At 61.3% G+C, this 24,625-nt stretch carries 20 protein-coding genes; 7 read left to right on the plus strand and 13 right to left on the minus strand.

Features of this window, described 5'->3' with window-relative positions:
- Window positions 1-4: 4 nt before the first annotated feature.
- The 4 genes from pheA to mtnA form a co-directional block, all read right to left on the minus strand.
- The gene (pheA, locus tag AB4N80_RS25940; RefSeq protein ID WP_003199233.1) at window positions 5-1,099 is read right to left on the minus strand and encodes a prephenate dehydratase; all 1,095 of its coding nucleotides are present in this window, start codon (window positions 1,097-1,099) and stop codon (window positions 5-7) included.
- Entirely contained in the window at window positions 1,099-2,184 is a 1,086-nt protein-coding gene (serC, locus tag AB4N80_RS25945) for a 3-phosphoserine/phosphohydroxythreonine transaminase (protein WP_122568960.1), read from the minus strand. The genes pheA and serC overlap by 1 nt, the downstream gene beginning before the upstream one ends.
- 289 nt (window positions 2,185-2,473) lie before the next feature.
- On the minus strand, window positions 2,474-5,137 hold the full coding sequence (gyrA, locus tag AB4N80_RS25950; protein ID WP_305470278.1) for a DNA gyrase subunit A: 2,664 nt from the start codon (window positions 5,135-5,137) through the stop codon (window positions 2,474-2,476).
- Between the two features lie 448 nt (window positions 5,138-5,585).
- Entirely contained in the window at window positions 5,586-6,662 is a 1,077-nt protein-coding gene (gene mtnA, locus AB4N80_RS25955; protein ID WP_354336136.1) for an S-methyl-5-thioribose-1-phosphate isomerase, read from the minus strand.
- 106 nt (window positions 6,663-6,768) lie between these two features.
- Between mtnA and AB4N80_RS25960 the strand changes: the two genes are divergently transcribed.
- The 5 genes from AB4N80_RS25960 to AB4N80_RS25980 all read left to right on the plus strand — a co-directional run bounded on the left by AB4N80_RS25960 (window position 6,769) and on the right by AB4N80_RS25980 (window position 11,780).
- On the plus strand, window positions 6,769-8,100 hold the full coding sequence (locus AB4N80_RS25960) for a TRZ/ATZ family hydrolase (protein ID WP_122568963.1): 1,332 nt from the start codon (window positions 6,769-6,771) through the stop codon (window positions 8,098-8,100).
- A 63-nt stretch (window positions 8,101-8,163) separates the two neighbouring features.
- A complete protein-coding gene (ubiG, locus tag AB4N80_RS25965; protein WP_060738595.1) occupies window positions 8,164-8,862 on the plus strand; it encodes a bifunctional 2-polyprenyl-6-hydroxyphenol methylase/3-demethylubiquinol 3-O-methyltransferase UbiG in 699 nt (232 codons plus the stop codon).
- 4 nt (window positions 8,863-8,866) lie between these two features.
- On the plus strand, window positions 8,867-9,538 hold the full coding sequence (gene mupP / locus AB4N80_RS25970) for an N-acetylmuramic acid 6-phosphate phosphatase MupP (RefSeq protein ID WP_122568964.1): 672 nt from the start codon (window positions 8,867-8,869) through the stop codon (window positions 9,536-9,538).
- A gap of 220 nt (window positions 9,539-9,758) precedes the next feature.
- Entirely contained in the window at window positions 9,759-10,499 is a 741-nt protein-coding gene (locus tag AB4N80_RS25975; protein ID WP_122568965.1) for a YciK family oxidoreductase, read from the plus strand.
- A gap of 354 nt (window positions 10,500-10,853) precedes the next feature.
- The gene (locus AB4N80_RS25980; RefSeq protein WP_122568966.1) at window positions 10,854-11,780 is read left to right on the plus strand and encodes a GGDEF domain-containing protein; all 927 of its coding nucleotides are present in this window, start codon (window positions 10,854-10,856) and stop codon (window positions 11,778-11,780) included.
- A 281-nt stretch (window positions 11,781-12,061) separates the two neighbouring features.
- On the opposite strand, the gene AB4N80_RS25985 is transcribed toward AB4N80_RS25980, so the two are convergent.
- From AB4N80_RS25985 to AB4N80_RS26015, 7 genes are all read right to left on the minus strand, one after another.
- Window positions 12,062-12,832: a TenA family transcriptional regulator gene (locus tag AB4N80_RS25985; RefSeq protein ID WP_436278734.1), complete on the minus strand. Its 771-nt coding sequence runs from the start codon at window positions 12,830-12,832 to the stop codon at window positions 12,062-12,064.
- Between the two features lie 77 nt (window positions 12,833-12,909).
- Window positions 12,910-15,369: an EAL domain-containing protein gene (locus AB4N80_RS25990; protein WP_122568968.1), complete on the minus strand. Its 2,460-nt coding sequence runs from the start codon at window positions 15,367-15,369 to the stop codon at window positions 12,910-12,912.
- A 190-nt stretch (window positions 15,370-15,559) separates the two neighbouring features.
- Complete coding sequence (locus AB4N80_RS25995; protein WP_305470274.1) at window positions 15,560-17,386, minus strand: ABC transporter ATP-binding protein; 1,827 nt, start codon at window positions 17,384-17,386, stop codon at window positions 15,560-15,562.
- Window positions 17,379-17,981 (minus strand): DsbA family protein, encoded by a 603-nt coding sequence (locus AB4N80_RS26000; protein WP_174553541.1) that lies wholly within the window; start codon window positions 17,979-17,981, stop codon window positions 17,379-17,381. Before AB4N80_RS26000 ends, AB4N80_RS25995 begins: the two co-directional genes overlap by 8 nt.
- A gap of 36 nt (window positions 17,982-18,017) precedes the next feature.
- The gene (trhO, locus tag AB4N80_RS26005) at window positions 18,018-18,959 is read right to left on the minus strand and encodes an oxygen-dependent tRNA uridine(34) hydroxylase TrhO (protein ID WP_122568971.1); all 942 of its coding nucleotides are present in this window, start codon (window positions 18,957-18,959) and stop codon (window positions 18,018-18,020) included.
- 317 nt (window positions 18,960-19,276) lie between these two features.
- Window positions 19,277-19,576 carry a BolA family protein gene (locus AB4N80_RS26010; RefSeq protein WP_305470273.1) on the minus strand — a complete coding sequence of 100 codons (300 nt, stop codon included), beginning with the start codon at window positions 19,574-19,576 and terminating at the stop codon, window positions 19,277-19,279.
- Between the two features lie 12 nt (window positions 19,577-19,588).
- A complete protein-coding gene (locus AB4N80_RS26015; RefSeq protein WP_122568974.1) occupies window positions 19,589-20,110 on the minus strand; it encodes a DUF2059 domain-containing protein in 522 nt (173 codons plus the stop codon).
- 202 nt (window positions 20,111-20,312) lie between these two features.
- Between AB4N80_RS26015 and AB4N80_RS26020 the strand changes: the two genes are divergently transcribed.
- Window positions 20,313-21,707 carry a class II fumarate hydratase gene (locus AB4N80_RS26020; protein WP_354336140.1) on the plus strand — a complete coding sequence of 465 codons (1,395 nt, stop codon included), beginning with the start codon at window positions 20,313-20,315 and terminating at the stop codon, window positions 21,705-21,707.
- A gap of 144 nt (window positions 21,708-21,851) precedes the next feature.
- Here the strand turns inward: AB4N80_RS26020 and AB4N80_RS26025 are convergent, their stop codons facing one another.
- Complete coding sequence (locus tag AB4N80_RS26025) at window positions 21,852-22,814, minus strand: DMT family transporter (RefSeq protein WP_176688396.1); 963 nt, start codon at window positions 22,812-22,814, stop codon at window positions 21,852-21,854.
- A 191-nt stretch (window positions 22,815-23,005) separates the two neighbouring features.
- Between AB4N80_RS26025 and AB4N80_RS26030 the strand changes: the two genes are divergently transcribed.
- A complete protein-coding gene (locus AB4N80_RS26030) occupies window positions 23,006-23,203 on the plus strand; it encodes a DUF6316 family protein (RefSeq protein WP_122568977.1) in 198 nt (65 codons plus the stop codon).
- Window positions 23,204-23,403: 200 nt separating this feature from the next.
- Here AB4N80_RS26030 and AB4N80_RS26035 read toward each other — a convergent pair whose 3' ends face one another.
- Window positions 23,404-24,588: a thiolase family protein gene (locus AB4N80_RS26035; protein ID WP_122568978.1), complete on the minus strand. Its 1,185-nt coding sequence runs from the start codon at window positions 24,586-24,588 to the stop codon at window positions 23,404-23,406.
- Window positions 24,589-24,625 lie beyond the last annotated feature (37 nt).

A 24,625-nucleotide genomic window follows, 5' to 3' on the forward strand; every position in this document is an offset into this window, starting at 1 on the left:
GCCCTTAAAGAACTGCCTTGGGGTAGGAACCCAGCACCTTGAGTGCCACTGCTTCCTGACTGATTTTTTCCAGCACACCTTTTACCAGCGGATCGCGGTGGTGGCCGACGAAATCGATGAAGAACACGTAGGTCCATTTACCGCTGCGCGACGGACGGGTCTCGATCCGCGTCAGGTCGATACCGTTGTCATGGAACGGCACCAGCAGCTCATGGAGCGCGCCGGGCTTGTTGCTCATGGACACGATGATCGAGGTCTTGTCGTCGCCGGTTGGCGGGACTTCCTGGCTGCCGATCATCAGGAACCGCGTGGAGTTGTCCGGGCGATCCTCGATTTTTTCCGCCAGGCGCGTCAGCCCGTAGAGGCCAGCCGCCATGTCGCCGGCAATCGCCGCCGAGTTCCACTCACCCTTGACCCGCTTGGCCGCCTCGGCGTTGCTCGAGACCGCCACGCGCTCGACGTTCGGGTAATGGGCGTCCAGCCACTTGCGGCACTGGGCCAACGACTGGGCGTGGGAATAGATCCGGCTGATGCTGTCGGTCTTGGTGTTCTCGCCCACCAGCAGGTGGTGGTGGATGCGCAGCTCGACTTCGCCACAGATCACCATGTCGTGCTCGAGGAAGCTGTCCAGCGTGTGGTTGACCGCGCCTTCGGTGGAGTTCTCCACCGGCACCACGCCAAAATTCACCGCGCCGGCGGCGACTTCACGGAACACTTCGTCGATGGCCGCCATCGGCTTGCTGATCACGGCGTGACCGAAGTGCTTCATGGCGGCTGCCTGGGTAAACGTGCCTTCCGGCCCCAGGTAGGCGACTTTCAGCGGCTGCTCGAGGGCCAGGCACGACGACATGATTTCGCGGAACAAGCGCGCCATCTCTTCGTTGCCCAGCGGCCCCTTGTTGCGCTCCATGACACGCTTGAGTACCTGCGCTTCACGCTCGGGGCGATAGAACACCGGCACCTCGCCTTCAGCCAGGGAGGCCATCTTCACCCGGGCGACTTCCTGGGCGCAGCGCGCGCGCTCGCTGATCAGCTCCAGGACTTTTTCGTCCAGGGCGTCGATGCGCAGGCGCAGCGCTTTGAGTTCTTGCTCAGACATCAGCCATGTTCCTTCTCGAACTCTGCCATGTAGGCGATCAACGCATTGACGGCGTTGATGTCGACGGCGTTGTAGATGGAGGCGCGCATGCCACCGACCGAACGGTGACCCTTGAGGTTCAGCAGGCCACGCTCGTCGGCACCGGCCAGGAACGGCTTGTCGAGACGGTCGTCGGCCAGGCGGAACGGCACGTTCATCCACGAGCGATCAGTCTTGTTGATCGGGTTGCTGTAGAGGCCACTGGCGTCAATAAAGTCATACAGCGTGCGCTGCTTCACTTCGTTGAGCTTGCCGATGGCTTCGACACCGCCCTGCTCTTTCAACCATTCGAACACCAGGCCGGACAGGTACCAGGCCAGGGTCGGCGGGGTGTTGTACATCGAGCCGTTGTCGGCCGCGACCTTGTAGTTGAGCATGGTCGGGCACAGGGAACGGGCGCGACCCAGCAGGTCTTCACGAATGATGCTGACCAGGATGCCGCTTGGGCCGATGTTCTTCTGGGCACCCGCGTAGATCATGCCGAAACGGGAGATATCCACAGGGCGCGAGAGGATGTCCGAGGACATGTCGGCCACCAAGGGCACGTCGCCGGTTTCCGGGATCCAGTTGAATTCCAGGCCACCGATGGTTTCGTTCGGCGCGTAGTGCACGTACGCCGCATCCTTGGACAGTTCCCACTCGTTCTGGCCGGGAATCGCGAAGTAGTCGTAGGGCTTGGCGGTGGCCGCCACGTTGACCTGCCCGTAGCGCGAAGCTTCTTCAATGGCTTTCTGCGACCAGATGCCGGTGTCGATGTAGTCGGCCTTGCCGTTTTCCGGCAGCAGGTTCAACGGGATCTGGGCGAACTGCTGGCTGGCGCCACCTTGCAGGAACAGCACCTTGTAATTGGACGGGATGTTCAGCAGATCACGCAGGTCCTGCTCGGCCTTGGTGGCAATGGACACGAACTCATCGCTGCGATGGCTCATTTCCATGACCGACAGGCCCTTGCCGTGCCAGTCGAGAAGTTCGCCCTGGGCACGCTTCAGGACCGCCTCAGGAAGCGCCGCCGGGCCGGCACAGAAGTTATAGGCTCTCTTGCTCACATCCAATCTCGCTCTGATCTGGTGGTTCACGCAATTAATACGGTATCAGGTGGTGCGCATTGTGGACCTAGGGCGGGCGAGCAAAGGTGTGGGAGCAAGGCTTGCCCGCGATAGCAGACTGTCATCCAACATTGATGTTGACTGGTCTACCGCCATCGCGGGCAAGCCTTGCTCCCACAAGCCTTGCTCCCACACAAGCCTTGCTCTCACAAAGCTGCAATTTGATACGAAATTTCAAAAGGAACAAACAACAAGGGGGCGAATTTTCATCCGCCCCCTGCGTGTCCGCTTAGTCCTGCGGTTCTTCTTCGTCTGCGGCAGCGTCGAGCGGTTGGTCACCGACAGCGTCGTCGACATCGGCACCCAGGGTGCCGTCGAACGCCACGCCGTCCTCGCCTTCCAACTCCTCGCCTTCAACCTCCGACGGCTCCTGGACCCGCTCAAGCCCGACCAGCGTTTCGTCGCTGGCCAGTTTGATCAGCGTCACGCCTTGGGTGTTACGACCCAGGCTCGACACTTCGGCGACTCGCGTGCGCACCAGGGTGCCCTGGTCGGAGATCAACATGATCTCCTCGCCATCGAGCACCTGGACAGCACCGACCAGGCGGCCGTTACGGTCGTTGCTGACCATGGCGATCACGCCCTGGCCGCCACGCTTGTACTCAGGGAACTCGCTGATGGCCGTGCGTTTGCCATAACCACGGGCCGAAGCGGTGAGGATCTGGCTGCCTTCTTCGGGGATCAGCATGGAAATCAGCTTCTGGCCTTCCGGCAGGCGCATGCCGCGCACGCCGCGGGCGGTACGGCCCATGGCGCGAACGTCGGATTCCTTGAAGCGAGTGACCTTGCCACCGTCGGAGAACAGCATGACCTCACGCTCGCCGTCGGTGATGGCGGCGGAAATCAGCACGTCGCCTTCGTCCAGCTCCAGGGCGATCAGGCCGACGCTACGCTGGCGGCTGAAGGATTCCAGAGGGGTCTTCTTCACGGTGCCCTTGGCGGTGGCCATGAAGATGAAGTGACCTTCGGTGTATTCCTCCACCGGCAGCATGGTGGTGATGTATTCATCACTGTCCAGCGGCAGCAGGTTGACCAACGGACGACCGCGAGCCGCACGGGACGCCTCAGGGATTTCATAGGTCTTGAGCCAGTACACCTTGCCTTTGCTGGAGAACAGCAACAGCGTGGTGTGACTGTTGGCGACCAGCAGGTGAGCGATGTAGTCCTCATCCTTGACGCCGGTCGCCGACTTGCCTTTGCCGCCGCGACGCTGGGCCTGGTAGGCAGCCAGCGGCTGGGTCTTGGCGTAGCCGCCGTGGGAAATGGTCACCACGCGCTCTTCTTCCGGGATCATGTCACCCAGGGTCAGGTCCAGGCGCGCATCGAGGATTTCGGTGCGGCGCACGTCGCCGTATTCGGCGCGGATCACTTCCAGTTCTTCGCGGATCACTTCCATCAGGCGCGTGGCACTGTTGAGGATGCGGATCAGCTCACCGATCTGGTTGAGGATCTCCTGGTACTCGGCCAGCAGCTTCTCGTGCTCCAGGCCGGTCAGGCGGTGCAGGCGCAGTTCCAGGATGGCTTGCGCCTGTTCCGGGGACAGGAAGTACTTGCCTTCGCGCAGGCCGTATTGCGGATCGAGGTTCTCAGGACGGCACGAATCGGCACCAGCGCGCTCGACCATGGCCACCACCGCCGTGGACTCCCAAGGCGTGCTGATCAGCGCTTCCTTGGCTTCCGACGGCGTTGGCGAGGCCTTGATCAAGGCGATCACCGGGTCGATGTTCGACAGGGCGACGGCCTGGCCTTCGAGAATGTGACCACGCTCGCGGGCCTTGCGCAGTTCGAATACGGTACGGCGGGTGACCACTTCGCGACGGTGACGCACGAAGGCTTCCAGCAGGTCCTTGAGGTTCAGGATCCGCGGACGGCCGTCGATCAGCGCAACGATGTTGATGCCGAACACGCTTTGCAGCTGGGTCTGGGCGTAGAGGTTGTTGAGGATCACCTCAGGCACTTCGCCACGGCGCAGCTCGATCACGACGCGCATGCCGTCCTTGTCGGACTCATCACGCAGCTCGGTGATGCCTTCGAGCTTCTTCTCTTTCACCAGCTCGGCGATCTTCTCGATCAAGCGGGCCTTGTTCAGCTGGTACGGCAGTTCGGTGATGACGATCTGCTGGCGGCCGCCGACCTTGTCGATGTCTTCGACGGTCGAGCGAGCGCGCATGTAAATGCGGCCACGGCCGGTACGGTAGGCTTCGATGATGCCAGCGCGACCGTTGATGATCGCAGCGGTCGGGAAGTCCGGACCGGGGATGTATTGCATCAGCTCATCGACGGTCAGCTCGGGATTGTCGATGAGGGCCAGGCAACCGTCGATGACTTCACCGAGGTTGTGCGGCGGGATGTTGGTCGCCATGCCCACGGCGATACCGCTGGAGCCGTTGACCAGCAGGTTCGGGATACGGGTCGGCATGACCGCCGGGATCATTTCGGTGCCGTCGTAGTTCGGCACCCAGTCCACGGTTTCCTTGTGCAGGTCGGCCAGCAGTTCGTGGGCCAGCTTGGTCATGCGCACTTCGGTGTATCGCATGGCCGCGGCGTTGTCGCCGTCCACCGAACCGAAGTTGCCCTGGCCGTCTACCAGCAGATAGCGCAGGGAGAATGGCTGTGCCATACGAACGATGGTGTCGTACACGGCAGTGTCGCCGTGGGGGTGATACTTACCGATCACGTCGCCGACGACACGGGCGGATTTCTTGTACGGCTTGTTGAAGTCGTTGCCCAGCTCGCTCATCGCGAACAGCACGCGCCGGTGCACGGGCTTCAAGCCATCGCGCGCATCCGGCAGCGCCCGCCCGACGATTACGCTCATTGCGTAGTCGAGGTAGGACTGTTTCAGCTCGTCTTCGATATTGACCGGGAGGATTTCTTTGGCCAGTTCGCCCATGAGAAGCCTGATTCCTTTTTCTGGTGAAACCTCGTCACATCCAGATGGGACGAACGAAGCTCGCCGCTGCAGAACAAGTGCCGTGCAGCGACTTACGACAAATCAACGAGTTATGCCATGGATCTGCGCAGTAAAGGCCACCTCGCGAGGCAGCCCTGGAAACCGCCGGATGTTATCACAAGAGCCGCCACGCACCTATCCCCCAGATGCGCATGGTGCGTAGTTAGTTGACCGGTGACAGGCTGATATGGGACCAGAGGGGCTTAGAAGCGCTGCGGATGGAGATTCAGGGGTCAAATGCAAGGGATTTGTTGCCTTTAAGGACCTCATCGCGAGCAAGCTGACTCCCACAGGGGAATTTTTGTATGCCTGAGACTTCGGACACAACACAAATCCAGTGTGGGAGCGAGCTTGCTCGCGAAGGCGATGGATCAGACACCCCAAATCTTCAGTGCAACCGCTTACGGCACATCAACTGCGCAAGCTTCGCGGTGTCTGGACGCTCGATGATGCCCTTTTCCGTGACGATAACGTCGATCAAATCCGCCGGGGTGACATCGAAGACCGGGTTGAAGGCGTCCACCTCCAGACCGAGCCCCTTGCCGTCGATTTCCAGCAGTTCGCGCCCGTCGCACTCCTGCGCCGGAATGTCATCGCCGCTGGCCAGGCTCATGTCGATGGTCGAACTCGGCGCCACGACCATGAAGCGCACGCCATGGTGCATGGCACAGACCGCCAATTGATAAGTGCCGATCTTGTTCGCCACATCGCCATTGGCGGCGATGCAGTCGGCACCGACGATCACCCAGGTCACCCCCTTGGTCTTCATGATGTGGGCAGCGGCGGAATCGGCGTTGAGGGTCACCGGGATGCCCTCACGGGCCAGTTCCCACGCGGTCAGGCGCGAGCCTTGCAGCCACGGCCGGGTTTCGTCGGCATAGACGCGCTCCACCATGCCTTCGATATACGCCCCCCGGATGACCCCCAAGGCCGTACCGAAACCGCCGGTGGCCAGGGCGCCGGTGTTGCAATGGGTGAGGATGGCCTGGGCGTTGCCCTGGTGCTTGCGGATCAGGTCGACGCCCAACTGGGCCATGGTCAGGTTGGCTTCGCGATCACTTTCGTGGATCGCGATGGCTTCGGCCTCAAGCACCGCCAACGGCTCGGCCTGTTCTTTCAAGCGCCCCAGCCGGTCGCGCATCCGATCCAGCGCCCAGAAAAGATTCGCCGCCGTCGGCCGGGCCTCACTCAGCAAGGCAAAGTCGGCTTCCAGGGCCGCTTGCCATTCGCCGCCCTCGGCGATCCTGGCCCGCGCCGCCAGCACCACGCCATACGCCGCACTGATGCCGATGACCGGCGCGCCGCGCACGGCCATCGAGCCAATGGCCTCGGCCACATCGGCGACACGGGTGCAGGCGATCCAGTTCTCCTCGAACGGCAAGATACGCTGGTCCAGCAGGTACAGGACGCCATCACGCCAATCGATGGCCTTCACCTTCTCCGCAGCCAATAGTCGATCGCGCATCCTTCACCCCGTACTCATGAACAAAAGCCGCCGATTATAGCGATCCCTCCGCGAAGACGCTCGGGTATACTTCGCCATCCTTTATACCCCATGGAACCGTTCCACGATGCCCAAGCCTGCCGTTGCGCTCGACTTATTATTGCTGCCGACCTGGTTGGTGCCTGTCGAACCCGCCGGTGTAGTGCTCAAGGACCATGGCCTGGGCATTCGCGACGGTTGCATCGTGTTCATCGGTCCCCGGGCAGAAGCCCTGAAGTGTGACGCCACCGAAGTCCGTGAGCTCCCCGGCATGCTGCTCAGCCCCGGCCTGATAAACGCCCACGGCCACGCGGCCATGACCCTGTTTCGCGGCCTGGCCGACGACCTGCCCTTGATGACCTGGCTGGAACAGCACATCTGGCCGGCTGAAGCCAAATGGGTCGATGAAGATTTCGTCCGCGATGGCACCGACCTGGCAATCGCCGAGCAGATCAAGGGCGGCATCACCTGCTTCTCCGACATGTATTTCTACCCCAAGGTCGCCAGCGAGCGCGTGCACGACAGCGGGATTCGTGCGCAAATCGCCATTCCGATCCTCGATTTCCCGATTCCCGGTGCCGCCAGCGCCGACGACGCCATTCGTCAGGGCATCGAATTATTTGGCGATCTCAAGCACCACCCACGGATCAAAGTCGCATTCGGTCCGCACGCGCCCTACACGGTGGGCGATGAGAACCTGGAGAAAATTCGCGTAATCGCCGAGGAACTGGACGCGGCTATTCATATGCATGTTCACGAAACCGCCTTCGAAGTGCAGCAGGCTGTGGATAACACCGCTGAGCGACCCATGGCTCGCCTCGGGCGCCTTGGCCTGCTGGGGCCACGCTTCCAGGCCGTGCACATGACTCAAATCAGCGACGAAGACCAGGCCTTGCTGGTAGAAAGCAATTGCAGCGTGATCCACTGTCCGGAATCGAACCTGAAGCTGGCCAGCGGTTTCTGCCCGGTGGAACGCCTGTGGCAGGCCGGCGTCAATGTCGCCCTCGGCACCGACGGTGCGGCGAGCAACAACGACTTGGACCTGCTCGGCGAAACCCGCACCGCCGCCCTGCTGGCCAAGGCCGTCGCAGGTTCGGCCACGGCCCTGGATGCCCATCGGGCGCTGCGCATGGCCACGCTCAACGGCGCCCGGGCGCTGGGCATCGAAGCGACCGTCGGCTCCCTGGAAGTCGGCAAGGCCGCCGACCTGGTGGCCTTTGACCTGTCGGGCCTGGCCCAGCAGCCGATCTACGACCCGGTGTCGCAGTTGATCTACGCCACTGGCCGCGATTGCGTCAAACACCTGTGGGTAGGCGGCAAGCCATTACTGGAAGATGGCCGACTGACCCGCATGGACGAACCGACACTGATCGCCACGGCCCAGGCCTGGGGTCGCCGCATCAGCGGCCATAACGAATAACCGCGCCCCTTGAGCCACGGCTCGGGGCACCTGATTTTTCAAGCTTTTCGAGGATCTGCACATATGAGCAACGTCGACCACGCCGAAATCGCCAAATTCGAAGCCCTGGCCCATCGCTGGTGGGACCGTGAAAGCGAATTCAAACCGCTGCACGACATCAACCCGCTGCGGGTCAACTGGATTGACGAGCGGGTCAATCTGGCCGGCAAGAAGGTCCTCGACGTCGGTTGCGGCGGCGGCATCCTCAGTGAAGCCATGGCCCAGCGCGGCGCGACGGTTATGGGCATCGACATGGGCGAAGCGCCGCTGGCGGTGGCGCAGCTGCATCAGCTGGAATCGGGCGTCAGCGTGGAATACCGGCAGATCACCGCCGAAGCCCTGGCCGAAGAAATGCCCGGCCAATTCGACGTGGTCACCTGCCTGGAAATGCTCGAACACGTGCCGGACCCGTCCTCGGTCATCCGCGCTTGCTTTAGCATGGTCAAGCCGGGCGGCCAAGTGTTCTTCTCCACCATCAACCGCAACCCGAAGGCCTACCTGTTCGCCATCATCGGTGCCGAATACATCATGAAGCTGTTGCCACGGGGCACCCACGACTTCAAGAAATTCATCCGCCCTTCCGAACTGGGCGCCTGGAGCCGTGCGGCCGGGCTGACCGTCAAGGACATCATTGGCCTGACCTACAACCCGCTGACCAAGCACTACAAGCTGGCCGCCGACGTTGACGTCAACTACATGATCCAGACCCTGCGCGAGGAGTAAGTCGATGCGTCTCAAAGCGGTTCTCTTCGACATGGACGGCACGCTGCTCGACACCGCGCCGGATTTCATCGCCATCTGCCAGGCCATGCGCGCCGACCGTGGCTTGCCACCGATGAACACCCAGCACATTCGCGACGAGATTTCCGGCGGCGCCCGGGCGATGGTCGCGGTGACCTTTTCCATGGACCCGGAATCACCGGGGTTCGAGGACCTGCGCCAGGAATTCCTCGACCGCTACCTCAAGGGTTGCGCGGTCCACAGCCACCTGTTCGACGGCATGGCCGAGGTGCTGGCCGATATCGAGGCGGCCAACCTGATCTGGGGCGTGGTTACCAACAAGCCGGTGCGTTTCGCCGAACCGATCATGCAGCAACTGGGCCTGGCCGAGCGTTCGAAAGTGCTGATCTGCCCTGACCACGTGAAAAACAGCAAGCCGGACCCGGAACCGCTGACCCTGGCGTGCAAGCTGCTCGACCTGGACCCGGCCAGCGTGCTGTTCGTGGGTGATGACCTGCGGGACATCGAGTCTGGCCGTAGCGCCGGCACCAAGACCTGCGCGGTGACCTACGGCTACATTCACCCGGACGACAACCCCAGGCACTGGGGCGCGGATGCGGTGATCGACCACCCGGCGGCGCTGCGCGAGGTGCTGGATAACGCGTTGTGCGGTTGCTGAGCTGATTGTTGTGGTGAAGGGATTTATGTGGGAGCAAGGCTTGCCCGCGATGAAGGCGATGCGGTCTTTCAGAAATCGAGGCGCCTGTTTCGCGAGCAAGCTTTGCTCCCACAGCTTGCTCCCACATCACGGGGATAAATCCCTCGCCACAAAAAGCTCGTTCGCCATGAGCGCTGTGCGCCACCAACCCCGTGCCGCTTTATTTTGTTGAGGTTCTTTTATGTTTGATTATTCCGCCCGCCCCGACCTGCTCAATGGCCGGGTGATCCTGGTCACCGGTGCCGGTCGCGGGATCGGTGCCGCTGCGGCGAAAGCCTACGCCGCCCACGGTGCCACCGTGCTGCTGCTGGGCAAGACCGAAGCCAACCTGACCCAGGTCTACGATGAAATCGAAGCGGCCGGTCATCCGCAGCCGGCGGTGATCCCGTTCAACCTGGAAACCGCGCTGCCGCATCAATACGACGAACTGGCGGCGATGATCGAAACCGAGTTCGGACACCTGGACGGCTTGCTGCACAACGCCTCGATCATCGGCCCGCGTACGCCACTGGAGCAATTGTCCGGTGAAAACTTCATGCGCGTGATGCACGTCAACGTCAACGCGATGTTCATGCTCACCAGCACCTTGCTGCCCCTGCTCAAGCTGTCCAAGGATGCGTCCGTGGTGTTCACCTCCAGCAGCGTCGGCCGCAAGGGTCGGGCCTACTGGGGCGCCTATGGCGTGTCCAAGTTCGCCACCGAGGGGCTGATGCAGACCCTGGCCGACGAAGTCGATACCGTCGCCGCCGTGCGCGCCAACAGCATCAACCCCGGCGCCACCCGCACCAGCATGCGCGCCCAGGCCTATCCGGGAGAAAACCCGCTCAACAATCCGACGCCCGAAGCGATCATGCCGGTCTACCTGTACCTCATGGGCCCGGACAGCACCGGCGTCAACGGTCAGGCATTCAACGCGCAATAGTGAACCGAGGCCAGCATCGCGACGATTTACCGTCGCGATGCTGGCCTTCGTCGACGCCAAACCAGGCGAACCGCCAAGTCCACGTCGCCCCTGCTTCCGTGACTCGCTATCAATTCATTGATTTCTAATCGGTTTTTACGCAAGTGAACCGAATGGCACGACTTTCGCTCTAACCTCTTCAAACATGCCATCTTTGGCAGGTGACGGACGTTGAGACGAGACTTATGCCTGCCATGTAAAGCGGACTAAACTCAAATCAGTTGTCCTACGGGACTGAAGGACCAGTACGACGCGCAGCCCAAAGCCGCCACACCCAACCTGTCGGGACGATTTAGCTTAGGGGCTAACGCCATTATGAAAACGCCCACCCAGATCAACGCGATCGACTTCGACAGCGCCAAATTGCAGCGCCTGGGCCTCGCCCAGCCATCGCCGCTCGCGGCACGCTCCGTCAGTCTGTCGCAATTGCGCCAGCAACTGAGCCAGCAACTGCAGACCAGCCTGGAGCCACAGCGCATCCTGGGCCTGTTTTTCCGCGAAATTCAGCGACTGGTGCCCCTGGATGCGTTGGCCTATCAGCACAAAGCCAGTGACCTGCGCCTGGAATTTGGGCAACGCGGGCATCACACCCTCAGCTATAACCTGAGCCATGAAGGCGAACACCTGGGTGAACTGGTATTCCGCCGTAACCAACGTTTTACCGAGGCGGAACAGAGCGATCTCGAGTCCGTGATGTCGACGCTGTTGTATCCACTGCGCAATGCGCTGCTCTACCGCGCCGCGACCCAAAGCGCCCTGCGCGATCCGCTGACCGGTACCGGCAACCGCATCGCCATGGACCAGACCCTGATGCGGGAAATCGACATGGCCAAGCGTCATTCGCAACCCTTGTCGGTGCTGATGCTCGATATCGACCATTTCAAGCGCATCAATGACAGCCATGGTCACGGCATTGGCGACGAAGTGCTCAAGGCCGTGGCCGAGTCGATCAAGAGCCAACTGCGCAATGTGGACATGGTGTTCAGGTTCGGCGGTGAAGAATTTCTGATCCTGCTGGCCAATACCAGCCGGGATGCGGCGGCCATGGTGGGTGAACGGCTGCGTTATGCCGCCCAGGCCCAGGATTATTTCGCCGCAGGCACAAGGATCGAACTGACGGTCAGCCTGGGGTGCGCCACCCTGTTACCGGGGGAATCCTCGGAAAGCCTGCTACGCAGGGCCGACAGCGCGCTGTACGTGGCCAAGCGCGAAGGCCGCAATCGACTGGCGATGGCCGGCTGAAACAACGAGAGGATGTAAGAACACCGACATCCTTGTGGGAGCGGGCTTGCTCGCGAAAGCGGTGGGTCAGCCTATGAATATATTGAATGCACCGAAGCCTTCGCGAGCAAGCCCACTCCCACAAAGTCTTGCGGCGACCAGAAGCCAGCGCTCATCCAAAACAACTGTGGGAGCGAGCTTGCTCGCGATAGCGGCCTGGCAGTCAACCTCCCCGTCGACTGTCAGACCTCTTCGCGAGCAGGCTCGCTCCCACAGGTTGTGGCTATCTGTAGCGGTAGTAATCAGCTCCCGGCCAATGCCAGACGCTCACGGGGGGATGAAGACTTACTCACCGTCTCCGCCTGTTCCAGCTGCATGCAACGCTCCAGGAACAGATACATGTAGTCATAGCTCTTGCACACGGCCTGGCGCAGCTCCGTTTGCAGGGCCTTGCTCGGGTTCATCCCCGCCAGCGTACAGATGATTTCCAAGGCTTCCCAAGGATGGGCATCGTCGTACTGGGCATGCATCTTCAGCCATTTCATGGCGCGCTTGCGGTCTTCCTCGGCGAAAGCAGCCGCATAGACACCGTTGGAACACACCAGCGCCGACCACTCTCCCGTGGCACCCTCGATGGCATAGTTGGTCGCGGCGATGGCCACGATCAACGCGTCCGAGGAACTGGTGTGCCAGCACCAGTGGCTCAAGGCATGAAGCTCAGGCGGTACTTGCTGGGCTTGCAGGTCTTCCAGGGTCACGCCATGGGCGGCGCTCCAGTTGACCCAGTAGTCAGCATGGTTGAGTTCGACACGAATGTTGCGCATCAGCCAGCGACGCGCCATGTCCTCGCCAGGGTGGCGGGCAAAGCGGGTCTTGGTGAGGTTCTGTGCCATGTATAAAGCGAACTGTTCGACGACCGGCCAACCACCAATGAGGTAGTGGCGCATGGTCTTGGCGCTGAGCTTGTTGTCGCGCATGCGCTGATACAGTTCGTGTTCGACAACCCGGCGCTTGCTCTCGCTGCAATCGGTAATGAGCTGTTGTGCCCATTTCGGATAGCTTGTGGCGTCCATGAGCGGGCCTGTTCGGTTGAATGTGTCGATCACTGTCGGGCTCCTTTTGATTGTGATTTTTTCGGATCAACAAGAGTTCAGCGGAACGTGCCGGGGGCCTTGAATAACAACGGCTGGGGCCTGGCCGGCCGACATTGCAACGTGTCGCAGGTAAACAATTGCGGGCGTTCGATCACATACCCTTGAGCGTAGTCCACCCCTATCTCCAGCAATGCCTGCTCGATCTGGGCAGTTTCTACAAACTCGGCAATCGTGCGCTTACCCATGACGTGACCGATGTGATTGATCACTTCGACCATTGCACGGTTAATCGGGTCGTCCAGCATATCCTTTACGAAACTCCCGTCGATCTTCAGGAAGTCTACAGGTAAATGTTTCAGGTAAGCGAATGAAGACATTCCGGCGCAAAAGTCATCCAGCGAGAAATAACATCCCAAGCTCTTGAGTTCATTGATAAAGCGGATCGCACTGCCCAAATTCGAAATAGCGCTGGTCTCTGTAATTTCAAAACAAATCATTTCCGGCGGAATCGAGTAGGCGGCGAACTGTTTACGCAGGAAGTCGAGGAACGCCTGATCTCCTATAGTTGTGCCTGACAGATTAATCGCACACATCGCCATGGGTCCCTGTCGCGATTCATTCAGGCATTGGCGGATGATCTTGAAGACATTTTCCACCACCCAACGGTCCAGGGAGGTCATCAGGCCGTAGCGTTCCGCCGCGGGAATGAAGCTGTCCGGCAGGATCATGCGCCCGGCTTCGTCATGCAGGCGCAACAGGATTTCAATGTGTCCGCCACCATGATCGCCCGGGCCCAGCGCGGCGATTTCCTGGGCATACAGACAGAAGCGATTTTCCTCCAGGGCCATGTGCAAGCGCTGCACCCAGGCCATCTCACCAAAACGCAGGGACAACTCCGAGTCGTCGGCATGATAGACCTGGACCCGGTTGCGCCCCTTTTCCTTGGCCATATAACAGGCCATGTCGGCGGCCCGCAGGGACGCCTCCAGGGTCGTCGGGGTCTGGGCGATATGCACCAGGCCGATGCTCACGGTGGTCACGAACGGCCGGCCCTTCCAGACAAAGTGCAGGTTCTGCACGGTCTGGCGCAGCCCTTCGGCGATCTTTTCCGCCGCCTCCGGCGAGCAGTTCTCCAGCAGGATCCCAAACTCATCGCCGCCCAGTCGGGCCAAGGTGTCATTTTCCCGCAGCCCCGATTGCAGCAAGGCGCAAATGTGCCGCAACAATTCGTCACCCGCCGCATGGCCGCAGGTATCGTTGACCAGCTTGAACTGGTCCAGGTCGAGAAACATCAAGGCATGGCGCCCGACCTGACGAGTGAGGTTGTGCAAGGCCTGCTCGAGGCGATATTCAAATTCCCGGCGGTTGGCCAGGCCGGTCAGGGCGTCATGGGTGGCCTGCCACGACAGGTTGGCGATGTATTGCCGCTCCTGGGTCATGTCATGCAGCACCAGCACGGCGCCGCTGACTTTGCCAGCATGGCGGATCGGCGCGCCCACCAGGGTGACCGAGACGGTGCTGCCATCCAGGCGCTGGATCAGTTTCGAATGTTCGCTGGCGCCACTGAGCCGACCGCTGAGAATGTGCTCGATCAGGGTCAGGCCCTCGGCCTGGGCGTTGTCATCGAGCAAATTGAACAGCGCGGCCAAGGGTAAGCCCGTGGCGTGGTCGGCCTTCCAATGGGTCATCGCTTCGGCGGCGGGGTTCATGTAGGCGATGGCCCCCTCCACGTCGGTGGTGATTACCCCATCGCCGATGGATTGCAGGGTGATTTGCGCCCGCTCTTTCTCCACCTGCAGCGCATTGGCGAACACCTGTCGCTGGGTCAGCAACTTATGGGTCCGCAACAGCGCCAGGACGATCAATCCCAAGGCCGTGGCGAAGTTGGTCACCAGCAAAAGCCGCAGGATGAAACGCGAGCCCTCGCCCAATGCGTCACTGAATGCCTTGGCAGCCGGCGTCACGGAATCGTTGATCGCAAAGATCTGGGCCTTCCAGCCGCGGACATCCAGCTCCGATGCCTGGCCTGCGGTAATGCTGCCGTGCATCTGCCGGGCGACGTTATTGAGTTCGATCAGATAGCCGTCGCCCACCGTCCAGAGATCGATGGCCTCTTCCAGGTAACTGAAGTGACGAAAGTTCAGATAAAGCCAGATCAGGCTGGACACATCGTCCGGGTGATTGCCGCCCTTGAGGATACCGGCCCGTGCCGCGTCCAGGTCCGGCGGTTCACGGTCCAGCGCCACCCGCAGTTCGTGGCCGCCCTCGGGAACGGCGATGGCTTGCTGAAATTTGCGGAAAATCGCTTCGTCGCGGCTGTCGGCGTAGAGGTTGAGGTAATAGATGGCGTCTTTCTGGCCCTTGGACCAGAGACTCTCCCCCGCCACATAGCCGCGAACCGCGGACAGCACGTAAAGGCTGACGCCGCCCAGCAATGCCTGAAATAGCACAACGGCAATAAAGGGCCAGACGATGCCCAGCAGCCGTGGTGTTCCGAGAGTCTGCTTTTGCTTCATGAGGTCCCTTGCACAGGTATTGCCGGACGAACACCCGCCAGAATTCCGCTCCTGACTCAACAGCCTAGGCTAGTTTTCGACCCTTCGAATGAATGGATGAACAGATCGACAGACTTTGCGTGGAGTTTGGAAAAGTCGGCGGGTTTGCCTGCTTTTTTTCCGATACTAAACACAGAAAACCGCGGGAAACTCAAGGCTGCTGTATCTGTTGCAAATGACCGTAGAGACGAGCGTACAGGCCCCCCTCGGCAATCAACTGCAAATGGTCGCCGTCTTCGGCGATTTGCCCACCGTCGAACACCAATACCCGATCGGCCTGCTTCACCGCCGAGAGCCGGTGGGCGATGATCAAAGTGGTCCGCGCACTCAAAAAACGCGCCAGGGCCTGGTGAAGGTTGTACTCGGTGGCCGCGTCCAGGGCCGAGGTGGCTTCGTCGAGAATCACCACCCGTGGGTTGGCCAATACCATGCGGGCGATGGCCAGCCGTTGGCGCTGCCCGCCGGACAAACGCACCCCGGAACGCCCAACTACGCTTTCCAGGCCCTGGGGCAACGCCCGTACCGTGGCGTCGAGCTGGGCGATTTCCAATGCCCGCCAGCAGTCGTCGTCGCTGCACTCACGGCCCATGGCGAGGTTGGCCCGTACCGTGTCGTTGAACAGCGCCGGATGTTGTAACACCACTGCCACATTTTCCCGGATGGTTTCCAGGCCAATCTCCTGCTGCGTGGCGCCACCGAAACGAATGCTGCCCGACTGCGGCGTGTACAGCCCCAGTAACAACTGCACCAAGGTGCTCTTGCCGCCGCCACTGGCCCCGACGATAGCGACTTTCTCGCCCGGCGAGATGGACAGGTTCAACTGGTCGAGCACCAGTTCCTCGCCGTAACCGAAACTCAACCCCTGGATCTCGATGCCCACGGTGTCACGGCCCTTGAACGGATCGACGACGCCCGTGTATTGAGGCTCGTCAGCCCGGGCCAGCAGTTCATTGATCCGGTTCAAGGCCCCGCCGGCAGCGTAATAGGCGTACTGCAGGTTCAACAGTTGCTCGACCGGACCGATCATGAACCAGAGGTAGCTGAACACCGCCAGCATCTGGCCGATGGACAGGTCGGAAAACACCACGGTGAGCATGGCCGCCGCGCGAAAAATATCGATGCCGAACTGGAACAGCAAACCACTGGCGCGGTTCGACGCGTCGGTTTTCCACTGTGAATTCACGGCGTAATCGCGGACCTCCTTGGCACGCATCCCCAAGCGGCCAAGGAAATAACCCTGGCGGTTGCCGGCGCGCACTTCCTGGATGGCATCCAGGGTTTCGGTCAAGGCCTGGGTGAAGCGCGAGGTGCTGTCGTTCTCCAGTTTCTTCAGGTGTTTGACCCGCTTGCCCAGCTGTACCGTGGCGTAGATCACCAACGGGTTGAACAGCAGGATCAGCAGTGCCAGTTCCCAATGCATCCACACCAGAATCCCGGCAGTGCCCACCAGAGTCAGCATTGCCACCAGGAAACGGCTGAGGGTCTCGCCGATGAATTTGTCGAGGGTGTCCAAGTCAGTGACCAGGTGGGCCGCCACGGTGCCGCTGCCCAGGCTTTCGTACTCGCCCAGGGAGATTCGCTTGAGGCGTTCGATCAAGCGGATGCGAATGCGATAGACAATGTCCTTGGCCAACCTGGCGAACAACCGCGCCTGCACTACGTTGAACAGCAAGGCGCCACAGCGCAGGGTCAGAGTCGCCAGCAACATCAGCCCGATATAGCCGGCTGCGCTCTGCCACGCCGTTGGCAAGGCATGGTTCATGACTTTCAGGGCAGCATCGCCGTGGCCCAGCAGGACTTCGTCCACCAGCAATGGCAACAGCAACGGAATCGGCACGCTGCACAGCGTCGCCAGCACGGCCACGCCGTTGGCGATCCACAGGGCTTTTTTATGCTTGAGGGCCAGGCGACGGATTTCCGCCCAGCTCAACCGATCAATGCGCCGCGAGGCCGATGGGTCTGGCGGCCGCTCAGGCACAGGCCGCGCGCTCCAGCCAGCGGCCAAGCAACGGCGACAACTGGCTCAGGGGCTGGTAGCCGTTGGTCAGCAAGGCCAACTGGCCATCACGCTCGGCCAACAGCGTGGGGAACCCGGCAATGCCCAAGTCCTGTACCCAGGTGAAATCCGCCGCAGTGGCCGCATGTTGGTCGGCGCGGTCGAAGGCTGCGGCGAACTCGATGCGGGGCAGCCCGGCCTGTTCGGCCAGTTCCACCAGGACGCTGGCGTGGGTGACGTCGCGACCTTGCACATAAAAGGCCTGTTGGATCAGTTTCACCAGCTTCCAGGCCAGGTCCGGGGCCAGGCTGCGAGCCGTCACCAATGCCCGGCAGGCAGGCTCGGTGTCGTAGACGAAACCGTCCGGCAACGCGCCTTCCAGCTTGAAGGGCTGGCCGGTGGCCTGGGTCACGGCCTGCCAGTGCTCAAGAATGTAGCGCCGGGTGGTCGGCTCCAGCGCCGAACCGCTGCCGGTGCGCAAACCACCCACCACCAGGTGCAACTCCACCCCCGCGGCCTGAGCCTGCTCGACCAATGCCTCGGCCACTGGCGCAAAGCCCCAGCACCACGAACACATCGGGTCCATCACATAGAGCAGGCGTGGCGTCATGGTTCAAGCCTCGGAAGATGTCTGCTTGTAGTTGTAGCCGATCGGGTGCGGCATGTTGCGCGCCTTGGCCAACTCGATCTGCTTCTGCCGGTCGATGGCGCTGCGCCGGGTTTTCTCGCTCAGCTTATCCCAGCAATGCGGGCAACTGATGCCAGGCACGTAGTGCTCCGAAGCGCGGTCTTCTACGCTCACCGGGGTACGACAAGCATGACATTGATCGTAGTCCCCTTCGGTGAGGTCGTGGCGAACGGTCACGCGGTTATCGAACACGAAGCAGTCGCCGCGCCACTTGGTTTCTTCCTGAGGCACCTCTTCGAGGTATTTCAGGATGCCACCCTTGAGGTGATAGACCTCGTCGAAACCCTGGCCGAGCATGTAGCTGGAGGCTTTTTCACAGCGAATGCCACCGGTGCAGAACATCGCGACTTTCTTGTGCTTGGCCGGGTCGAAGTGGGCCTTGATGTACTCGGGGAACTCGCGAAAGCTGGTGGTCTTGGGGTCGATGGCGCCTTCGAAGGTGCCGATGGACACTTCGTAATCGTTGCGAGTGTCGATCAACAGCACTTCCGGGTCACTGATCAGTGCGTTCCAGTCCTGCGGCTCGACGTAAGTACCGACTTGCTTGTTCGGGTCCACGCCTTCGACGCCGAGGGTGACGATTTCTTTCTTGAGCTTGACCTTGGTGCGGTAGAACGGCTGCTCATCGCAATACGACTCTTTATGGTCGATGTCGATCATGCGCGGATCGTTCTTGAGCCAGGCCAGCAGGCCGTCGATGCCTTCGCGGGTGCCGGAAACCGTGCCGTTGATGCCTTCTTCGGCGATCAGCAACGTGCCTTTGATGCCGTTGTCGAGCATGGCCTTGAGCAGGGGCTCACGCAGCTCGACGTAATCTTCCAGGGTGACGAACTTATACAGTGCCGCCACGACAATGGGTTGTGTCATGGGTGTTTCTCCAGGTGGCTACCCTCGCAAAGGGTGAACCGGATGCGAAAAAAAACGCGCCGGGTGAGCGGCGCGTTGCGGATTCTAACAAAAAACAGGGGGTTGCAGACAGCGATTGCTGTGGGCCACAGTACTGTGAGGATCACTCTGTGGGAGCAAGGCTTGCCCGCGATAAAGTTGACGCGGTCTCTCAAAAACCGAGGTGTCTGCATCGCGAGCAAGCTTTGCTCCCACAGCGCCTGGCTCCCATAGCAGCTTTGCTCCCATAGCAGCCTTGCTCCCACAGACTCAAGGTTTTGCCATCCACAGCAGCCCGCTCAGTGCTTGCTACCACCGGCACAGGTCGGCGAAGCCGGGGCCGCGTCGATCTGCGCCCACTCTGCGGGCGTATAGGTGTGCAGCGCCAACGCATGAAATTCGCCCATCAGCTCGCCCAGCGTGCCATAGACCTTCTGGTGACGCTTGACGCGATTGAGCCCTTCGAACTGCTGGCTGACCACCACGGCCTTGAAGTGGGTCTGCAGGCCACGGCTGTGCATGTGGCTTTCATCCAGCACTTGCAAGTGCTCGGGCTGCAACAGCCCAAGCGTTGATTCGATGCGTTGTTGCATGCTCATACCGGGCTCCGCTTACGGCTTTTTCTTGGCTGGGGCAGCGGCTTTTGGCTCGAGCTCGGCCGTCATGTCCGCCAGCAGCTTGTTGACCACCGGCACCGCGCTTTCAAGCTTGGCCTGGGTCAGTTGGGCCGATTGCTGGGTCAGCTGCGGCATTTTTTCCAGGACTTTCTTGCCCAATGGCGATTGGTAGAAAGCGACCAGGTCCTTGAGCTCCGACTCGTTGAAGTTGCTGGTGTAGAGCTTGACCATGTCCGGCTTGAGCTTGTTCCAGCCGATAGCTTGATCCAGTGCGGCATTGGCCTTGGCCTGGTAGGTTTCCAGGGTGGCTTTTTTCGACGCAGGGGCCTTGGTCTGTTCAAAGCGCTGGGCAAACATCTGCTGCACTTGCATGTACACCGGAGTACCCAGTTTGTCAGCGTGCGCCAGGGTCAGGAACGCTTCGGCGCTGGCGTTGTGGCTGGCGGTATCGGCGAAAACAGGGCCGCTGGCACACACCAGAGCAACTGCGGTACAGATGGCACGAAGACGGGTCATCGAGTTTCCTTTCATTACAGGCGAGGTAGAACCCCAAGGGCGACCATTCTGCGCCTAAAAAACGCCGGGCCTCAACCCCGATGGCTGTCGGGTCCGATTGACGGGCCGAACCCACCGTTCCTGGATTGAGCGATGATTGAGGGAACCGGTGCCGCCCATCTGGGCCTAAACTGCGCATTCAGCCTTTCAGGAGTTTGACCCGATGAGCCGTATCGAAACCGACAGCCTTGGCCAGGTTGAAGTCCCGGACGACGCCTACTGGGGCGCCCAGACGCAGCGTTCCATGATCAACTTCGCCATTGGCAACGAGCGTATGCCGCTGTCGGTGTTGCACGCCTTGGCACTGATCAAGAAGGCCGCCGCGCGGGTCAATGACCGCAATGGTGACCTTCCCGCCGACATCGCCCGCCTGATTGAACAGGCCGCCGACGAAGTGCTCGACGGTCAGCACGACGAGCAGTTCCCGCTGGTGGTCTGGCAGACCGGCAGCGGGACCCAGAGCAACATGAACGTCAACGAGGTCATCGCCGGGCGCGCCAACGAACTGGCCGGCAACCCCCGCGGCGGCAAGAGCCCGGTGCACCCCAACGACCACGTCAACCGCTCGCAGAGTTCCAACGACTGCTTCCCCACCGCGATGCACATCGCCGCCGTCCAGGCCGTCCAGCAGCAATTGCTGCCGGCCATCGGCGAGTTGTCCGGCGGGCTGGCAGAATTGGCGGCGCGCCACATGAAACTGGTCAAGACCGGCCGTACCCACATGATGGATGCCACGCCGATCACCTTTGGCCAGGAATTGTCGGCGTTCATTGCCCAGCTCGATTACGCCGAACGGGCAATCCGCGCCGCGCTACCGGCGGTCTGCGAGCTGGCCCAGGGCGGCACGGCGGTGGGCACCGGGCTCAATTCACCCCATGGTTTTGGCGAAGCGATTGCCGCTGAACTGGCGGCACTCTCCGGCCTGCCCTTCGTCACCGCACCGAACAAGTTCGCGGCGTTGGCCGGTCATGAGCCCCTGACCGCCCTGTCCGGCGCGCTGAAAACCCTCGCGGTGACTCTGATGAAAATCGCCAACGACCTGCGCCTGCTGGGCTCCGGGCCACGGGCCGGGTTCGCCGAGGTGAAATTGCCGGCCAATGAACCGGGCAGTTCGATCATGCCCGGCAAGGTCAACCCGACCCAATGCGAAGCCCTGTCGATGCTGGCCTGCCAGGTCATGGGCAACGACGTGACCATCGGTTTTGCCGCCAGCCAGGGGCATTTGCAGTTGAACGTGTTCAAACCGGTGATCATCCACAACCTGCTGCAATCGATTCGCCTGTTGGCCGATGGCTGCAGCAACTTCCAGCATCACTGCATCGCCGGACTCGAGCCGGATGCCGAGCAGATGGCCGCGCATCTGGAGCGTGGGTTGATGCTGGTGACCGCGCTGAACCCGCACATCGGCTACGACAAGTCGGCGGAAATCGCCAAGAAAGCCTATGGCGAAGGGCTGACCCTGCGTGAGGCGGCGTTGCAGCTGGGGTACCTGACCGATGAAGAGTTCGATGCCTGGGTGAGGCCGGAGAATATGCTGGAGGCGGGTAGCCAGGGCTGAGCCTGCATCCCATGGAGATCAAATGTGGGAGCGAGCTTGCTCGCGATAGGGCCGGGCGACTCAACATCTTCATCGACTGTCAGGCCGCCATCGCGAGCAAGCTCGCTCCCACAATAGTTTTGTGTCAGGCAGCGCGCTGCGTTGTTAACGCTCTACCGCCAAACGCTCGCGCCGGGCCTTGAGCCCGGCGATCAACGAGGGCCCCAGGGCGACCAGCGCCGAACCCAGCACCACCAGCACCGCCCCGCCATAGCCCAGCAGGTTGATCTGCTCGGCATGGACATAATCAGGCCACCACCAGGCCGCCATCGCCACCGCGGCGAAGGTCACCAGCGGCGTGATCGCCAGGGTCGCACTGACCCGCGACGCTTCCCAATGAGCCAGGGCTTCGGCAAACGCGCCATAGGCAATCAGGGTGTTGAGGCAGCAAGCGAGCAACAACCAGCCTTGCAACGGGCTCAGTTGCAACGCCTCCAACGGATGCACCCAGGGCGTGAGCAGCAGCGCGCAGAACAGGTAGATCACCATCATCACCTGCAACGAATTCCACACCGTCAACAATTGCTTCTGGCCCAGGGCATAGAACGTCCAGACCGTCGACGCCAGCAACACCATCAGCACCCCGGCGGTGTAGTCGCTCAGGGACGTCAGCAACTCCCCCAGGCGCTGGTTGAAAAACAGCGTGAAACCGATCAGCAGCACCAGCAGGCCGATGCCCTGCCCCACGCTGAACCGCTCCTTGAACACAAACAGGCTGGCGACCAGCAACATGATCGGCCCCATCTGCACCACCAGTTGCGCCGTGCCGGGGCTCAAGCGGTTCAGACCCATCAGGTACAACACATAGTTGCCCACCAGCCCAAGCACCGCCATCGCCACCAGCCAGCCGCCGCGAGGGCCGAGCACCTTGCGACTGGGCAGGCGCCGGGTCGCCGCCAAATAAATGAACAGCAAACCGCCGGACACCAGCAAGCGAAACCAGGTCACGGTGACCGGGTCCATCACTTGCAGCACTTGCTTGAGCTTGATCGGCAGAATTCCCCAAAGCAGGGCAGTCAACAGGGCAAGGAACAAGCCGTAGACCCAGCGACCGGACGATATGTGCATGCAACCCTCGAAGCCCTAGACAAAGAACGCCCATTCTAGGCGTCAATCGCCCAGCAACACAGGAACAGTTGGGGATAAATTGACCGGGTACGGACATGGCACATGGCCGCCTATCGGTTCGCCAAGCAGCCGTCCACGCCAGCCTCTAAACTTCACTCAACCTGATCCCGTCGCCTCTTCTGGAGCCCCCCATGCTCGGCCAACGCGCCCAGGACCTCGCCCCTGCGATGGTCTTTCCCAGTGACCGGATTTGCCGGATAAACGGCGAATTTTACTTCAATACCCGGGAGGGCACCCAGGAAGGGCCGTTCGCCAGTCGCGAGGAGGCGTTGCGGGAGGTGGAAGCCTATGTACAGCGAATGCTGCAACTGACTCAGGTTGCCAGCTAAGTCAAACCCATGGCTGGCGCCGCGCTCCTGCGGCGAGGGGATTTATCTGTGGGAGCAAGGCCCTGTGGGAGCAACGCTTGCTCGCGATGCAGACACCTCGGTTTGAGAGACCGCATCAACTTCATCGCGGGCAAGCCTTGCTCCCACAGAGATAAGTCACCTCGCCACAAATAATCATCTTGCTAACTGTCAGCGCACGGTTATCTCACCGCCTCAAACAACCCCGTCGCCCCCATCCCGCCGCCCACGCACATGGTCACAATGCCGTAGCGCAGATCGCGCCGCTGCAGCTCACGCACCAGATGCCCCACCTGCCGCGAGCCAGTCATGCCGAACGGATGGCCGATGGAGATCGAGCCACCGTTGACGTTGTATTTCTGCGGATCGATTTCCAGCCGGTTGCGGCTGTACAGGCACTGGGAAGCAAACGCCTCGTTGAGTTCCCACAGGTCGATATCGGCGATCTGCAGGCCCTTGGCCTTGAGCAGCTTGGGCACCGAAAACACCGGGCCGATGCCCATTTCGTCCGGCTCGCAACCGGCAACGGTGAAGCCACGGAAAAACGCCTTGGGCTTGAGCCCCAGCGCCAGGGCTTTTTCCAGGCTCATCACCAAGGTCATCGAGGCCCCGTCGGACAACTGCGACGAATTGCCCGCCGTCACCGAACCGTCTTCGGCGAACACGGGCTTCAGGCCGGCCAGGCTTTCATAGGTGGTGTCCGGGCGGTTGCAATCGTCGCGGTCGACCACACCGTCGAGGATCTGCACGGCGCCAGTGTGCTTGTCCTCGACCCGGTACTTGACCGCCATCGGCACGATTTCGTCATCGAACAGCCCGGCCGCCTGGGCCTTGGCCGTGCGTTGCTGGCTTTGCAAGGCGTAGCGATCCTGCTCCTCGCGGCTGACCTGGTAACGGCGGGCAACGATCTCGGCCGTCTGGCCCATGGGAAAATAAATCCCGGGCACCTGCTCCTTGAGCAGCGGGTTGATCAGGTTGTCGGTGTTGACGCTTTTCATCGTCAGACTGATGGATTCCACACCGCCCGCCACGATGATGTCGCTGCAACCGGACGCGATCTGGTTGGCGGCAATGGCAATGGCTTGCAGGCCCGAGGAACAGAAGCGGTTGAGGGTCATGCCAGCGGTGCCGATGCCCAATTGCGAGAGCACCGCCACGTTGCGCCCGATGTTGTAGCCCTGGGCGCCTTCATTGGACCCGGCCCCGACGATGCAGTCCTCGACACTGGCCGGGTTGATGTCGTTGCGTGCCAGCAAGGCGTTGACGCAATGGGCCGCCATGTCATCCGGACGGGTCATGTTGAACTTGCCACGAAAGGACTTGGCCAGGCCGGTCCGTACGCTGTCGACGATCACCACTTCACGCATGGCTGTACCTCATTGTTGTAGTCGGTTGAGAGTGGAT

It is taken from the genome of Pseudomonas sp. H3_A02 (genome assembly GCF_054671965.1).